Origin of the sequence: Burkholderia anthinoferrum, assembly GCF_002925705.1 — a bacterium.
Lineage (GTDB): Bacteria > Pseudomonadota > Gammaproteobacteria > Burkholderiales > Burkholderiaceae > Burkholderia > Burkholderia semiarida.
The window spans coordinates 38,024-51,817 of record NZ_LFZP01000060.1 but is presented as its reverse complement, the minus strand read 5'-3'; the positions used below and the strand labels follow the sequence as shown (position 1 = coordinate 51,817).

Here is a 13,794-nt window from a genome sequence, read left to right as displayed (position 1 = left end):
CATGATGAAGAAGGGACTGGTTTTGATGGCGACGGGTTGCGCGCTGGCGTTCCCGGCCGCGTCGTACGCGGCCGGCGACATGGCCGGCATGGACATGGGCGCGAGCGCGAAGCAGGGCGCCGCCGCGGCGGCGCGCATGTCGCACGGCGAGATCCGCAAGGTCGACACGGCGGCCGGCAAGCTGACGATAAAGCACGGCCCGCTGGAGAACCTCCGGATGGACGCGATGACGATGGTGTTCAAGGTGAAGGACCCGGCGATGCTGTCGCAGGTGAAGGCGGGCGATACGGTCGACTTCGTCGCCGAGGACGTGAACGGCGCGCTGACCGTCGTCGAACTGAAGAAGCCGTGATGCGGAGCGCGAACATGAAGATCTCGATGCTCAACCGGCTGGCCGGCTTCACCGCGGCCGCCGCCCTTTTCGCGGTCGCACCGGGTGCGGCGTCGGCGCACGGCAAGCTGGAAAGCGCCGTACCGGCGGCCGGCGGCACGGTCGACACCGCGCCCGACACGGTGCGGCTCACGTTCAACGAAGATCTCGAACCGGCATTCAGCTCGGTGAAGGTGTCCGACGCGAACGGCAACGCCGCCACGCAGGACAAGGCGAAGGTCGATGCGTCGAACCCGCGCGTGATGACCGTCGCGATACCGAAGCTCGCGGCGGGCGCGTACAGGGTGCAGTGGGCGGCGATGACGGCCGACGCGCATCGTACGAAGGGTAGCTACACATTCCGGGTGAAGGATTGACGTCCTCCTCTCCCTAAAGGGAGAGGATTCCCACACCTGGCGATGCACGTCCGCATCGAAGAATGTTCAACGCAGCGTTGGTATCTCGATCATGCTCGACACCACAGTCACTGTAGGCCCACTCTCTTATTCTCAGTCCCGCGATACCTTTCGGCCGCGTCGTGCTGCCGCGATAGCGCAGGTAGGGCCGACGGTGCTGGCTGCGCGACTTCGCATATTGCTCGCACGTCGCGTTGATCGTGCCGGAGTGGATGCCGAGCGCCTTGCTGCTGCCAGTGGTGAGCATGTTCAGGTCAAAGCCCGTCGGCCACTTCTTGCTCCACTTGAGCGCGTGCTTCTGCGTGTCGTTGCAGAAGTTCCAGACGTAGTTCACCGCACGGCTCTGCTGGTTGAGCAGTCCGTTGAGCGACTTCACGCGGTAGCGGTAGACAAGGATCATGTCGGTGATCCCAACCCGTGGAAGAAGCTGTCCGTCAACGGCGATCCTTTCCTTCCCGTCCTGAAGGACGGGGTTTCTCGGAGCAACTGATGAACGACGGTATCGTCGGCCTGCTGCGGCTCGTGGGGGTGGCGATCCAGAACGCCGGGTTTGCGGTCGTCGTCGGTGCGCTGCTGGCGCGCCACTGGCTCGCGCGCGGCGCGTCCGCGTGGCAGCACGGCGTCGGGCGGCGGCTCGTCGCGACGCTGCGCATCGCGTCCGTCGTATCGCTGCTCGCGAGCGTCACCGCGTTCTGGGCGCATTGCGCGCTGATGAGCGAGGTGTCGTTGCTCGAAGCGGGGCCGGCCGTCCGCGCGATGCTCGCGGGTACGGGGTTCGGTCATGCGTGGCTGGTCGGGGCGGTGTTCATGCTCGTCGTCGTGGTGCTGTCGTTTATCCGGCGCGCGAACGATACGCGCTTGCCGTTCGCGATGTGGGCCGCGCTCGCCTGCGTCGCGCTCGCACGCAGCAACGGCGGGCATCCGGTGGACGCAGGCCTGTTCAGCGTACCGGTGTGGATCGACTGGCTGCATCTGCTGGCGATCAGCGCATGGGTCGGGCTCGTGCTCGTGACGGCATTCGGCGTGATGCCGGGGCTTGCCGCGATGCCCGCGAGCGAACGCACGACCGGCGCATCGTTCGTGCAGTCGCTGTCCGATACGTCGACCTACACGTTGATCGTGCTGTTCGTGACCGGCGCGTACAACGGCTGGCGAGGCGTCGATACGCCCGCCAATCTGCTCGCGTCGACGTACGGGCAGATCCTGCTGTTGAAGCTCGCGCTCGTGCTGATCGCGGCGGCGCTCGGCGGACATAACCGCTTCTTCGGGATGCCGAATCTGTTGGCCGCACTGAAGGATCCGGCAGCCCCGATGCCGGCCAGTTCGTTGAAACGGTTCGGCGCCGTGTTGCGGATCGAGGCGGTGGTGCTCGGCGGCGTGCTGATGGTTGCGGCCGTGCTCGTGGCGAGCGCGCTGCCGGGCACGGTGTAGTGCGACGGCGCGACGCTGCGCTGTCGTGGCAGCGAAGGCGTGCGGGGCAATCGTCATGGGCGCGGCGAACTTTCGTCAGACGAACCCCCGCTTTTTCCGGGGTAAACGCGCGGTCGGTGGCGATCTCAGCGCGATAGCGATAATTACATATACCTGTCTCTCGATTACCAAAAACTGTCATTGAGCGCCGCTAAGCTTTCGCCACCCTCACAACCGGGATTCCCGCCATGCGCTCGACAATCCGCCTGTTTGCCCCGCTATTGCTGCTCCCGACGCTCGCCGCGCCGGTATTCGGCGCCACCGCCGCGCCCGTCAGCCCGAACTGCGGCGGCAGCACGACGCCGATCGCCGATATCCAGGGGCCGGGCGCGCCGTCGCCGCTCGCCGGTCAGAACGCGTCGATCGAGGCCGTCGTCACCGCCGATTTCGGCGGCACGGACGGCTTTGGCGGCTTCTTCGTCCAGCAGGCCGACGCGCAGCGCCGCAACCAGCCGGGCGTGTCCGAAGGCCTGTTCGTCTATGCGCCGAAGGTGCGTGCGAAGGCCGGCGATCTCGTGCACGTGACGGGCAAGGTCGAGGAGAAATACGGGCAGACGCAGCTCACGCTGTCGGGCGCGATCGCGGTGTGCGCGAACGGCCAGACTGTGACGCCCGCGACGCTCACGCTGCCGGTCGACGGCCCGAACGCGTTCGCCGCATACGAAGGGATGCGCGTGCGCCTGCCGCAGACGCTGAGCGTCACCGACAACTACGAGCTTGGCCGCTACGGCAGCGTGATGCTCAGCAACGGCCGCCTGCGTACGCCGACGAGCGTCGTGCCGCCCGCGCAGGCGCAGACGCAGATCGACGCGAATGCGCGCAACCGTCTGATCCTCGACGACGGCTCGAACAAGCAGAACCCCGCGACCGTACCGTATCCGGCGCCGGGCCTGTCGGCCGCGAACACGCTGCGCGCGGGCTACACCGTGCGCGACGTCGAGGGCGTGCTCGAAGTGCGTTACGGCGCATGGCGCGTGCAGCCGCTGCCGGGCGCGGCCGTGCCGGCGTTCGACAAGCGCGAGAACCCGCGCACCAACGCGCCCGCGCGCGACCCGAAATCGAACCTGCGCGTCGCGTCGTTCAACGTGCTCAACTACTTCAACGGCAACGGTCTCGGCGGCGGCTTCGACGATCCAAACAACCGCGGCGCGAAGACGTTCCAGGAATTCCAGCGCCAGGAAGCGAAGATCGTCAGCGCGCTGAAGGCCATCGACGCCGACGTGATCGGCCTGATGGAAATCCAGAACAACGGCTACGGCGAATTGAGCGCGGTGCGCCAGCTCGCGGCGAAGCTCGGCAATCAGTGGCGCGTGGTCGATCCGGGCACGTCGCGGCTCGGCGGCGATGCGATCGCGGTCGCGGTGATCTACGACAGCCGCAAGGTCGAACCGGTCGGTCGCGCGGCGACGCTCGCGATCGACGACAAGAACCGCCAGCCGCTCGCGCAGTCGTTCCGGCTGGTCGGCGGCAACAAGCAGGCGCTGACGGTGGCCGTGAACCACCTGAAGTCGAAGAACTGCCCGGACGCCGCGAACGACGATCTCGACCAGGGCGATGGGCAGGGCTGCTGGAACCCGACGCGCACGCGCGCGGCGGCGAAGGTGGCCGACTGGTTGGCCGGCAACCCGACGGGCGTCAAGAGCCAGGGCGTGCTGCTGATCGGCGACTTCAACAGCTACACGTACGAAGACCCGATCCGCACGCTCGAATCGCGCGGCTACCGCAACCTCGTCGCGCGCTGGATCGGCGCCAACGCGTACAGCTACGTGTACAACGGCGAAGCCGGCTATCTCGACCACGCGCTCGCGACGCTGCCGCTCGCGTCGCACGTGAAGGCCGTGCACGAATGGCACATCAACGCGGACGAGCCGCTCGCGCTGCAATACACGCTCGCGTACAAGTCGGCCGAGCAGCAGAAGACGTTCTACGCGGCCGATGCGTATCGTTCGTCGGATCACGATCCGGTGCTGATCGATATCGCGCTGCCGGGCGGCGGGAAGTAATCGTGGTTTGAGTCTTGCGACGACGGGCGCGATGTGCGGCAATGCCGCGCGTCGCGCCCGTCCCGGAAAGCCGTTCGAATACCGGGTAAATAATGCCGCGAATAATTAGTCGAGCCGGTATTTTATGGATGACGCAGTGCACATCGGCACTTCGATTGAAACGCGATTGAAGTGGAAAGAATCATCGAATGGCGTGTGCATGATGCTGCATCGTCTTAATCGATTGGCGATAATAAAATTGAAAGAATGATCCTGTCGATATGAAGGCTTTCGATACGTTGCGCCAATACGGGAAGCGGCTTCTGCGCCGTGCTGAAAAAGTAAAATAGTCGGCGCGACCTAGCTGATAAAGCCTACCTTGCACGAATAATTCCGTTTTCTTTCAAATCCCAGACACTATCTGCCCTTCGCATCATCGCGGGATTTTTAATATCCGAATGATCTTTGACAACGCGGCGCAGCACCGCCTATTTTTGTCATGTCGTAAATTTCGGTAATACAAAAGTTGGCCAAACTGCAGGGGGCGCGTCCGGGCATCATTCTCGCCAGCAGTTTGCTGTGTCTGTATCAAGTTCAGTCTCTGAGAAGTCCCATTCCCAACCGCCGACTGCCGACCTTGCAACGCGAGTCGCGGGGTAGGCCTGCGCGTGTCGCGGGCGTTGGCGGCCTTTGTGATGCGGTATCCGAAGCCGAAGGAAAGAGATGAAACCAGACAAGAGCAATACCGGCAGCCGCCGTGTCCGTCGCGGCCGGCTGGCCGGGCTAGGCGCAATGACCGCCATGACGCTGGCGCTCGCGGCATGCGGCGGCGACGATTCGTCGTCCGTCGGCGCGTCCAGCCTCGCGCAGGCCACCGCGAGCCAGCAGGCCAGCGCGCAGGCGGCCGGCACCCAGGCGTCGGCGGCCAACCAGCCGTACGTCGACCCGGTCGCGTACTCGATGAACGCGACCGATGGCCTCGCGCCGTCGCAGGTGTCCGAGAAAGCGGCCGTCATGCATTACCAGTGGAAAGGCGGCGGCAAGACGATCGACTACACGACGACCACCGGCCACCTGACCGCGCAGGATGCGAACGGCAATCCGGAAGCGTCGATGTCGTATGTCGCGTACACGGCGCCCAGCACCAACGGCAAGCCGCGCCCGGTCACGTTCGTCTACAACGGCGGGCCCGGCTCGTCGTCGATCTGGCTGCGGCTCGGCTCGTTCGCGCCGACCCGCGTGGCCACGCCCGATCCGCTGTTCGGCACCAACTGGCCGAACTATCCGCTCGTCGACAATGCGGACAGCCTGATCGACACCACCGACCTCGTGTTCATCGACCCGCCCGGCACCGGGCTGTCGGAAGCCGTGTTGCCGAACACCAACCAGAAGTACTGGGGCTCCGACGTGGACGTGAACATCATGCGCGACTTCATCCAGCGCTACCTGAACGTCAACGGCCGCGGCACGTCGCCGATCTACCTGTACGGCGAATCGTACGGCACACCGCGTACCGACATGCTCGCGCTCGCGCTCGAATCGGCCGGCGTGCACTTGACGGGCATCGTGCTGCAGTCGTCGATCCTCAACTACTTCGCGGACGCGGTGGAAGCGGTGGCGATCACGCAGTCGACCGAAGGGCTGCTGCTCGATACCGATACGGTGGCCGGCTACCTGCCCGGCTACGCGGCGGTCGCGGCGTACTTCAACCAGGTGTCGCCGGCGCCGGTGAACCAGGATCTGTACGCACTGCAGACGGAACTGTTCACGACGCTGATCTACAGCCAGTTGCAGAAGTATTCGCAGTCGTGGGTGTTGAGCCAGCTCGGCATTCCGGATGCGCTCGGCACGCCGGTGTTCCCGAGCGATGCGACGCTCAGGCTGTGGTCGATTCCGTCGAGCCTCACGCAGCGGGCGCTGCGCGACTACTTCAACGCGAATCCGTTCGGCACGAGCCTGGTGCCCGGCGCGACGATCGGCCGCTACGACGGGCGCGTGTCGCTGCCGAATTCGGACCCGCGGCTGCAGACCGACGGCGATCCGTCCGACATCCTGATCTCGCAGCCGTTCACGAACGCGCTCGCGACGCAGATGCCGGACTATCTCGGCTATACGGCCCCGAACGCGACGTACCTGCCGCTGAACGACGACATCATCGGCGTCTGGGATTTCTCGCACGACGGCCAGCCGATGCCCGACACGATCCCCGATCTGCTCGGTGCGCTGCAGCTCAACCCGAAGCTGCGCGTGCTCGCGGAGAACGGCTACCACGATCTCGCGACGCCGTTCTTCAACACCGAGAAGCAACTCGCGCGGCTGCAGACGGTGAAGGGCCTGAATCCGAAGCTGCAGGTGAACTTCTTCCAGGGCGGCCACATGATCTATCTGGACGACGTTGCCCGTCCGCAGATGAAGCGGGACTTGCAGACGTTCTACAAGGGCGCGCGGATTCCGACGGCGCTGACGCTGCATACGCTGCCGCCGCCGTGGCCGGACGAAAACCCGCCGGGCGTACCGACCGGCAGCGCGCCGGGCGCGACAGCGGCGACGACGCTGGCGGCCGCCCCCTGAGCGACGGACTCCTTGTCAAAGGAACCCTCTATTCATCCATTGAATGCGAGCGATCATGTCCCTAATCCAATTGATGCGGCGTATGTCCCCGTTGATCGTGCTCGGTGCCGTGATGAGCAGTGCCTACGCGTTGCCGCCGCAGGCGGTGGCGCCGGTGAAGCTGCCGCACGGCGGGCGCGGCGTCGACGGCCCGTTCTTCCCGGCCACGCGGGCGGCGCCGGTGCTGCCGTCGACCGGTGCGGCCCTGCAGCAGCAGGCGCAGCAGCGCGTCGACGCGCGGCTCGGCGGCAATACCGTGCTGAGCAACGGCGCGGCCGTGACGAAGGCGCAGGCGCAGAGCAGCGGGCTCGGCTTCGTGTCGCAGCACTTCGACGAGATCGATGCGAAGCACACCGGCCGCGTGACGATGAGCGATGTACGGCAGTTCATCCGGCAGCGACAGGTGCAGGCGCAGCAGGAACAGCAAGACGAGTGACGTAGCAACGCAGGGCGGCGGCCGGCGCGGCTTTCCCTCGCGCGGGCCGCGGATCATCGCGCAGGTCGTCGCGCATTTTCGGCGGCGTGCCTACGTGACGGGCCGGCGCCAGTCGATCGCAACATCCTTGTCTACATGTTCGAGGCGCCGCACGCGCGTGCGCTGTTCGCCGCGAGCCGGGCCGACGAGGCGCCGCGGATGATCGCGCTGTTTCACACGAGCCACGATCTCTATGCGAAGAATGACGATCCCGCGCTGAAGCTGGCGATCCATACGCCGGTAAACGGCGATGACGAGGCGTGATGCGGATGTGAAGGGCGCCCGCCGACGGCCACGCAGCGAAGCATCGGCTTCGTGCGTGAACGCGGGTCGTCACGCGTCATGGCGGGACAGCGGCGACTCAGGCCGTGCGCCGAGCGGACAGCCGATTCCACAGCAGGCCGGAGCGGCTGCCGCTGCGGCAATACGCGAGCACGGGCTTCGGCAGCGTGTCGACCAGTGCGCCGAACGCGTCGACTTCCGCTTCGCCGATGCGGTCGCGCTCGACCGGCAGGTAACGCGCATCCATGCCCAGTTCGCGCGCCGCGGCGGCGATCTCCTCGAACGCCGGTTGATCCGCGCCTTCGCCGTCGGGCCGGTTGCAGATCACCGCGCGAAAGCCGGCATTACGGATCGCCTTCAGGTCGGCCGGCGTGATCTGCCGCGACGCGGTGAAGCCGGTCGCCGCCGCCGCCCGGCATTGCTCGATCGCCCGCGTGAAACAGGCGATCGCGAAGTCGACGTCCTCTTCCGTCGTGAAACGGCCGAAACTGATGCGTACGGTACGCCCGGCCGTTTCGGCATCGAGGCCGATCGCGGTCAGCACGTGCGACGGTGCGCCGCTGGTCGAATTGCATGCGGAGGTGGACGACACGGCAAGCGCTTCACCGAGCATGAACGGGAAGAAGCCCGGCGCATGCACCGTCAGGCTCAGCGTGTGCGGGATACGACGGGCGGCGGCCGCGTTCTGCGTGACGTCGCCGAGCGCGAACAGCGCGCCGGTGAGCCGCGCGCCGAGCGCCGCGATCCGCGCGGCCTCGCCGTCGAGCTTTTCAGCGGCGAGTTCGCAGGCTACCCCCATGCCGACGATCTGATGCGTGGCGAGCGTGCCCGAGCGCAGCCCGCGCTCGTGGCCGCCGCCATGAATCTGCGGCGCGATGCGGCTCGCGATCTCGCGACGGACGAACAGCGCGCCGATGCCCTTGGGGCCATACACCTTGTGGGCGGACATCGACATCATGTCGATGCCGAGCGCGCGCACGTCGATCGGCGTCTTGCCGAGCGCCTGCGCGGCGTCCACGTGAAGCAGCGCGCCGGCGGCGTGGACGACGCGGGCGATCGCGCCGATGTCGGTCAGCGTGCCGATCTCGTTGTTCACGAGCATCAGCGACACGAGGCCCGTGTCGGGGCCGATCGCGGCCGCCACTGCGTCGGCGGTGATTTCGCCGTTGGCGTCGGGCGCCAGGAAGGTGACCTGCGCGCCGTGCTTCGACAGGTTCGCCATCGTGTCGAGAATGGCCTTGTGCTCGAGGCGGCTCGTGATCAGGTGGCGCTTGCCGGTCGCGTTTTCCGCATACCCCTTCAGCGCGAGGTTGTTCGATTCGGTGGCGCCCGAGGTCCAGACGATCTCGTCGGCATCCGCGCCGATCAGCGCGGCGACCTGCGCACGGGCATGCTCGACCTTGTCTTTCGCCCGTCGGCCGGCCGCGTGCGAGCTGGACGCGGGATTGCCGAAGATGCCGTCGAAGCCGAGGCAGGCCGTCATCGCTTCGATCACACGGGGGTCGGCAGGGGTCGTGGCTGCGTAGTCGAGGTAGTGCAGCGGGGGGATGTCGCTCATGTCCGTTTCTTGCTCATTGCGTGGTGACGGAATGATACGGGGGACAGAAGGGAAAAAGGATCCAAAGTTGGCTGACGATTCGATCTAACGTGGAATAACGTTTTATTTATTTGCGGAATTGGGGAATTTGTTTTTATATGAGCACGCCGGCCCGATCACGTCGCCGTATCGGGGCCGGATTGGGTCGACAACCGGTGTGCATCCCGCACCCACGCCAGCAGCGCGTGCTCGTACTTCGACGGGATCGTGACCGTGAGCGTCGTGAGGCGGGTGGCGCTGCTGGGCAATTCCAGATAGCGCCGCCAGGTTTTTCGCACCAGTTGCGACATCGCGGAGTCCGTCATGCCGAGTTCGGCGGCCAGCGCCCGTTGGGATCTGCCTTTCACGAAAATCTCGTGCAAGGCCCACTGGTTCAGCGGCTTGGTCCGCGTATCCTGAAGCCGCAACAGCCGGAACTGTTCGGCAGTCATGCGTCGGGTCGTTTGCATTCAGATCCGCCCCGAATGTTGAAGTGACGAGATCAATTCCGCGCCGCACGAAGTCTTGTGGCCGTCGAACGCGGCGGCCCGGCCTTCGATGTCGAAGCTCGGGTCGCCTTCGGCGATCTCGCAGGCGCCATGAATCGGACACGAGCACGCGTCGCCGATACGCGCGACCGCGCGCCCCATCACCGTGCTTGTTTGGGCGCCGGATTCGACCCGGCCGCCGTGGGTGTGCGTATCTTCTACCCGGATAATTCCCCGCATGGGATTTCCTCCTCCAAATGGTTTGAGGTCTGACGCGGCGATCACGTTCGGACGAAGCGATTTGCCGTGCCGGTGTGCTTCACCATGAATAGCCTTGCATGCCGTAATTCGTATCGTGTCGGCGGCCCCACCACGGCAGGTAGGCATTGTTGCCGCCGCGTGCGCGGAACCAGTCCTTGTCGGGATCGATCGGCGTGAGCTTCGACGGTGGCCGGACAACGACCGCGACCGGATGATCCGGGTCGGTCGTGCCGGCGACGAGCGCGTTGCCGCCGAAGTGATTGATCCGGCCGATGGCGAGCGCGACATCGGTCAATGCGCTGCCTGTTCCCATGTCGCCGAGCAGGGCGGCCGTGTTGAAGGTCTGTTTGCGGTGGTCGTATTCGGGAAGCATTTCCGTCAACGTCTGCGCGAGCGCGGCAAGACGTGCCGACGATGCGTCGCTGCCTTTACCTGCGTCGTGAACGATGTAGTTGAGGTCGGGGGCCGAGATGCCGGCGTTGCGTGCGGCTTGGTCGATGGTTGCCTTCCACGCCTGCACGATTCGCGTCGTACCGGTCTTCTTCGGAAAATCATGCGTGTTGCCGGTTGCTGCCTTGCCGATCCAGGCGAGCGGTTCACGCTCGGTGTTGAAGGTCGGGCCGGCGAGGAACAGCACGACAAGATTCTCGTTGATCTGTGCGTCCGTGGGCGGGAAGTTGGGTGCGTCCCAGTTCATCGCCCAGACGCTCTTGTCGGGGTTCGCCTGCAAGTAGTCCAACGCATTGTTCAGCGATGTGAATCCGGCGTTTGCACCGCCTTGCGTGACTTGTACGTCGGGGAGCGCATTGCGGCTCCACATCGTCGGAAAATGTGGGTTGCCGATCGAGAACGTCTTTCGGATCGAGTCCTGCAAGTAGCTTTGCGATTCGGCTGCGTCGAGTCGCTCCGGAATCGCGAGCTCGACACGGATGCCGGCTAACTCGCGCCAGTTCTTTTTATCGTCAGGATTGACCGTGTAGAAATACTTCGCGTTGCTCGCATAGCGTGAGTGAAGCAGCAGCGGGAACTTGGTCATGTACTTGCGATAGAACCCTCTAAATGTTTCTGCTCCGCGGTTGCCATATGCGATGCCTGCTACCGATTGGAGAGTAGTAAAGGACTGCGGGTCGGTGCGAACCATATCGTCATTCTTGTTCGGCCCGGAAAGCCCTTGCGTCCACAACAACTGCCATTCGGTCGGGTAATCCATGCGTTGCAATGGATTCAACCAAATCAGACCGACAACTTGGGCAACAAATGGCTTCGCCGGCTCTGCGGCGGCCGGAGCTGAGTTCGCTACGAACTCAGGGGTTGGCGCGGAATGCGCGGAACGGGTCATGGCCGTAGTAAACAGAAAAACCATGAGCGCTACCAAACTGGGTACAACTACCAATCGCTTCATCCAATCTCCAAATTCCAACTGTGTCGGGTCCGGTTGTTCTACGTGTGCCATCAGCGAGGCCATGAGTACGGCTGCGATGATCCATGCTCCGACCGAAACGGCAACACGTCGCGGCCATGTAACGATCAGCACCTTCATACCGAACCCCCAACCTTCAGATAAAACTGTCCTTCGCGTTCGTCCGTGATCGCGGTCGGCATTCTGCCTTCGCTGTTCTCCTCATGGATCCAACTTTGTATCGATAGATCGTCAAACTTTCCGCGTATAAAGTACTCCGTGTATTTCTTGTTCGGGCTGTCGTCGGGAATACCGTCTCCCATTCGCCAATCCGCCTCAATCCGCAAGTCGTAGAGTTGATCCGGCGTCAGATAGCAAACCCCGATCGCCACGTCGTACGCAAGCGCCTTTTCGGCATGCTTCGGATTCGTCATCGTCGTGGAGTGATTCGTCGGGCTGTTGGTCGCGCCACGATCGAGCCAATCGACAATCTGCTGATCTCGCCATTCCTTGTAGCCCTCCGGCATTTCGCTCTTGCCGTCCTCGCCGATTACGTGGCCATCACCATCGAGCCATTCCGTATTCAGCGTTCGCCGCGCTTCCATCCGCATCAACGCGCGATCCTCATAACGCTGTCCGGCTTCGCTCTCTGCCGTCCCTTGCGCGACACTGTCCGCGTTCTTCGCCTTGTACTGATCGTAGGGATCGTCCGCGCGCTTGTCTGCCTCGCTTTTGCCTGCGTCGCGCCATGCGGCCGGCGGATCGTTGCCTTCGTTGAAGTCGCTTGTCGCATTGCCGTCCTTCGTTTCGATGGGCTTGCCGAACCGAAACGCCTTCGGCGCGAACGGTTCGTCGAGTGCCGGCGCGTCCGCCACCACGGTCCAGCCCTGCGGCGGAACGGCGTTCACGCGGAACATATTCAATGCCGAGCTGATCTGGGTGACGAAAAACATGATCGGCGCGGATGCAAGCGTGGCCGCCACCCCGAACACAGACTCGTTTCCCTTGAGTGCACCGATGAGATTGAACTTGGCAGGTGGCGAAGGCGGATACCAGAAGCCCGAAGTCGTTCCCTTTTTGCCATGCCGCCAGTCGTCTTCCCAATACCGATAGTGCTTCTGCACGCCAACCCGGAAGCCGGAGGCAAAGACGCGCTGCGTCAGCACGCCGGGCACGCCGATATCGTTCAGCTCGTTCTTGTCGATGCCGCGCCAGCCGATGCCTTGAACCGTGACCGCCGAGATCACCTGATCATGCGGACAGCAATACGCGGTGACGCGACCATACGTCGATCCGTTCAGGCCGTGGCGTACCCGATCCTCTTGTGCTGCATAAGATTTCTTGCTGGTCGGCGATACCCGTTCGTTCGCCATGTCTTCATCGATCTTGTCGGCGGGCAGTTCGTAGGCCTTCCGCGTGCCGATGATCGACAGAAACTTGCCGAACGTTTTCGTGCGGGCGGTGTAGGTCTGTCGTCCGCGACGGCCGCCACCGTCTCGGGTCGCGCGTTGCGACCAGGTATCCATGAACGTATCGGATGGATTTGGGCCGTCCGCACGCGCAAGGCTGTACGGCGCATTCGCCAGTACATAGGCATCCGCCACGCAATGCCCGCTACGTCCCCACGGATCTTCGACATCGGGCAGTGCATCGCCGAAGAAGGCCGCGGTAAGGCCCACGATGTTGCCCTGGCTATGGCACACGACGGTGATCGGCACGTCGGCCTGCATGCGGCGAATCGACTCGATCAACCTCGCAAGGCGCAACGCCGCGAGCACGCCATATGCGCGGGGTGGCGCGCGATACAGCGGCCGATTGGTCGGGTTGATCCCCTGGACGGTCAACCACCCGGCCGCGCGGTCGTCGAGGCCGCCGTGCCAGAGATCGGGCAGGCTCGCGCAACCGTTCGTGAACGGGCCGCCGCCCCAGTAGTCCTTCTCGTTCAGGAAGATCTTGTCGCCGTACTCTTTCAGCTCAGCGGCGGTCGCCCGATAGCCCCATCGGAAATGAATGACGGGAGAGTAGGACGGGTCGGATTTGATGTAGTTGCCGGACCAAAGCTTCGGATTCAAAAACCCGTCCGGCGTCACGCTTTCCGTGTACTTCGCCGGCACCAGTTGCCCGGCATCGATGCCGTGATACTTCAACTGATCGTCCAGCCGCCCGAGCCGGCGATTCAGGCCATCGCACAGCCCCTGCTCGGCGGCCTCGAACCATTCGCCTTCGGAGTTCACGCCATGCACGAAGATGACGACACCCGGCAACGGCATTTGCTTGACGCAGATCAGGCGGGTGTCTTTCGTCCACATCGCAACCCCGTCGGTCCGGCCGACGACGATCTGCGGCGGCTCCGGCCGCGACGCGGCCGCGTCGCGCACGTCGGCCTTCGCAGCGTGCTCGTTGGTGCGGATGTCCTCTTCCGGTCGAGGATCGAGAGATGACTGATTCATCCGGAATCCTGCGCT

At 64.4% G+C, this 13,794-nt stretch carries 13 protein-coding genes and 1 pseudogene; 7 read left to right on the top strand and 7 right to left on the bottom strand.

Translation table 11 applies throughout. The features are described 5' to 3' along the window. Positions 1 to 4 precede the first annotated feature (4 nt). The gene (locus tag C5F75_RS29160; protein WP_060011799.1) at positions 5 to 352 is read left to right on the top strand and encodes a copper-binding protein; all 348 of its coding nucleotides are present in this window, start codon (positions 5 to 7) and stop codon (positions 350 to 352) included. A gap of 14 nt (positions 353 to 366) precedes the next feature. Beyond that, positions 367 to 747 (top strand): copper homeostasis periplasmic binding protein CopC, encoded by a 381-nt coding sequence (copC, locus tag C5F75_RS29155; protein ID WP_059579847.1) that lies wholly within the window; start codon positions 367 to 369, stop codon positions 745 to 747. Positions 748 to 760: 13 nt separating this feature from the next. On the opposite strand, the gene C5F75_RS37770 is transcribed toward copC, so the two are convergent. Together C5F75_RS37770 and C5F75_RS37765 are read right to left on the bottom strand one after the other, a co-directional pair. Beyond that, positions 761 to 877, bottom strand: a complete 117-nt coding sequence (locus C5F75_RS37770; RefSeq protein ID WP_456151270.1) for a zinc ribbon domain-containing protein — start codon at positions 875 to 877, stop codon at positions 761 to 763. Positions 878 to 913: 36 nt separating this feature from the next. Continuing rightward, a pseudogene (locus tag C5F75_RS37765) lies at positions 914 to 1,186 on the bottom strand (RNA-guided endonuclease InsQ/TnpB family protein); the annotation flags it as partial. Between the two features lie 89 nt (positions 1,187 to 1,275). Between C5F75_RS37765 and C5F75_RS29145 the strand changes: the two are divergent. The 5 genes from C5F75_RS29145 (at position 1,276) to C5F75_RS29115 (ending at position 7,587) form a co-directional block, all read left to right on the top strand. Next, positions 1,276 to 2,217, top strand: coding sequence for a CopD family protein (locus C5F75_RS29145; RefSeq protein ID WP_060011788.1), 942 nt, complete (start codon positions 1,276 to 1,278; stop codon positions 2,215 to 2,217). Between the two features lie 227 nt (positions 2,218 to 2,444). Beyond that, complete coding sequence (locus C5F75_RS29140) at positions 2,445 to 4,259, top strand: ExeM/NucH family extracellular endonuclease (protein WP_060011790.1); 1,815 nt, start codon at positions 2,445 to 2,447, stop codon at positions 4,257 to 4,259. Between the two features lie 702 nt (positions 4,260 to 4,961). After that, complete coding sequence (locus C5F75_RS29125; RefSeq protein ID WP_060011793.1) at positions 4,962 to 6,809, top strand: S10 family serine carboxypeptidase-like protein; 1,848 nt, start codon at positions 4,962 to 4,964, stop codon at positions 6,807 to 6,809. Between the two features lie 43 nt (positions 6,810 to 6,852). Further along, on the top strand, positions 6,853 to 7,284 hold the full coding sequence (locus tag C5F75_RS29120; RefSeq protein ID WP_059579750.1) for a hypothetical protein: 432 nt from the start codon (positions 6,853 to 6,855) through the stop codon (positions 7,282 to 7,284). A gap of 135 nt (positions 7,285 to 7,419) precedes the next feature. Further along, on the top strand, positions 7,420 to 7,587 hold the full coding sequence (locus tag C5F75_RS29115) for a hypothetical protein (RefSeq protein ID WP_226094112.1): 168 nt from the start codon (positions 7,420 to 7,422) through the stop codon (positions 7,585 to 7,587). 97 nt (positions 7,588 to 7,684) lie between these two features. On the opposite strand, the gene C5F75_RS29110 is transcribed toward C5F75_RS29115, so the two are convergent. The 5 genes from C5F75_RS29110 to C5F75_RS29090 form a co-directional block, all read right to left on the bottom strand. Continuing rightward, complete coding sequence (locus C5F75_RS29110; RefSeq protein WP_059579753.1) at positions 7,685 to 9,163, bottom strand: aminotransferase class V-fold PLP-dependent enzyme; 1,479 nt, start codon at positions 9,161 to 9,163, stop codon at positions 7,685 to 7,687. A 155-nt stretch (positions 9,164 to 9,318) separates the two neighbouring features. Beyond that, positions 9,319 to 9,633, bottom strand: coding sequence for a TrfB-related DNA-binding protein (locus tag C5F75_RS29105; RefSeq protein ID WP_059579849.1), 315 nt, complete (start codon positions 9,631 to 9,633; stop codon positions 9,319 to 9,321). An 18-nt stretch (positions 9,634 to 9,651) separates the two neighbouring features. Then, positions 9,652 to 9,909 carry a PAAR domain-containing protein gene (locus tag C5F75_RS29100; protein ID WP_059579755.1) on the bottom strand — a complete coding sequence of 86 codons (258 nt, stop codon included), beginning with the start codon at positions 9,907 to 9,909 and terminating at the stop codon, positions 9,652 to 9,654. 79 nt (positions 9,910 to 9,988) lie between these two features. Further along, positions 9,989 to 11,470 (bottom strand): virulence factor, encoded by a 1,482-nt coding sequence (locus C5F75_RS29095; protein ID WP_258048614.1) that lies wholly within the window; start codon positions 11,468 to 11,470, stop codon positions 9,989 to 9,991. Next, a complete protein-coding gene (locus C5F75_RS29090; protein WP_081075379.1) occupies positions 11,467 to 13,779 on the bottom strand; it encodes a T6SS effector phospholipase Tle3 domain-containing protein in 2,313 nt (770 codons plus the stop codon). Before C5F75_RS29090 ends, C5F75_RS29095 begins: the two co-directional genes overlap by 4 nt. Between the last annotated feature and the right edge of the window lie 15 nt (positions 13,780 to 13,794).

What these genes read in the sequence shown, in the direction of transcription:
- C5F75_RS29160 (WP_060011799.1), top strand. Translation starts at nt 5, where the DNA reads ATGAAGAAGGGACTGGTTTTGATGGCGACGGGTTGCGCGCTGGCGTTC.
- copC (WP_059579847.1), top strand. Translation starts at nt 367, where the DNA reads ATGAAGATCTCGATGCTCAACCGGCTGGCCGGCTTCACCGCGGCCGCC.
- C5F75_RS29145 (WP_060011788.1), top strand. Translation starts at nt 1,276, where the DNA reads ATGAACGACGGTATCGTCGGCCTGCTGCGGCTCGTGGGGGTGGCGATC.
- C5F75_RS29140 (WP_060011790.1), top strand. Translation starts at nt 2,445, where the DNA reads ATGCGCTCGACAATCCGCCTGTTTGCCCCGCTATTGCTGCTCCCGACG.
- C5F75_RS29125 (WP_060011793.1), top strand. Translation starts at nt 4,962, where the DNA reads ATGAAACCAGACAAGAGCAATACCGGCAGCCGCCGTGTCCGTCGCGGC.
- C5F75_RS29120 (WP_059579750.1), top strand. Translation starts at nt 6,853, where the DNA reads ATGCGAGCGATCATGTCCCTAATCCAATTGATGCGGCGTATGTCCCCG.
- C5F75_RS29115 (WP_226094112.1), top strand. Translation starts at nt 7,420, where the DNA reads ATGTTCGAGGCGCCGCACGCGCGTGCGCTGTTCGCCGCGAGCCGGGCC.
- C5F75_RS29110 (WP_059579753.1), bottom strand. Translation starts at nt 9,163, where the DNA reads ATGAGCGACATCCCCCCGCTGCACTACCTCGACTACGCAGCCACGACC.
- C5F75_RS29105 (WP_059579849.1), bottom strand. Translation starts at nt 9,633, where the DNA reads ATGACTGCCGAACAGTTCCGGCTGTTGCGGCTTCAGGATACGCGGACC.
- C5F75_RS29100 (WP_059579755.1), bottom strand. Translation starts at nt 9,909, where the DNA reads ATGCGGGGAATTATCCGGGTAGAAGATACGCACACCCACGGCGGCCGG.
- C5F75_RS29095 (WP_258048614.1), bottom strand. Translation starts at nt 11,470, where the DNA reads ATGAAGGTGCTGATCGTTACATGGCCGCGACGTGTTGCCGTTTCGGTC.
- C5F75_RS29090 (WP_081075379.1), bottom strand. Translation starts at nt 13,779, where the DNA reads ATGAATCAGTCATCTCTCGATCCTCGACCGGAAGAGGACATCCGCACC.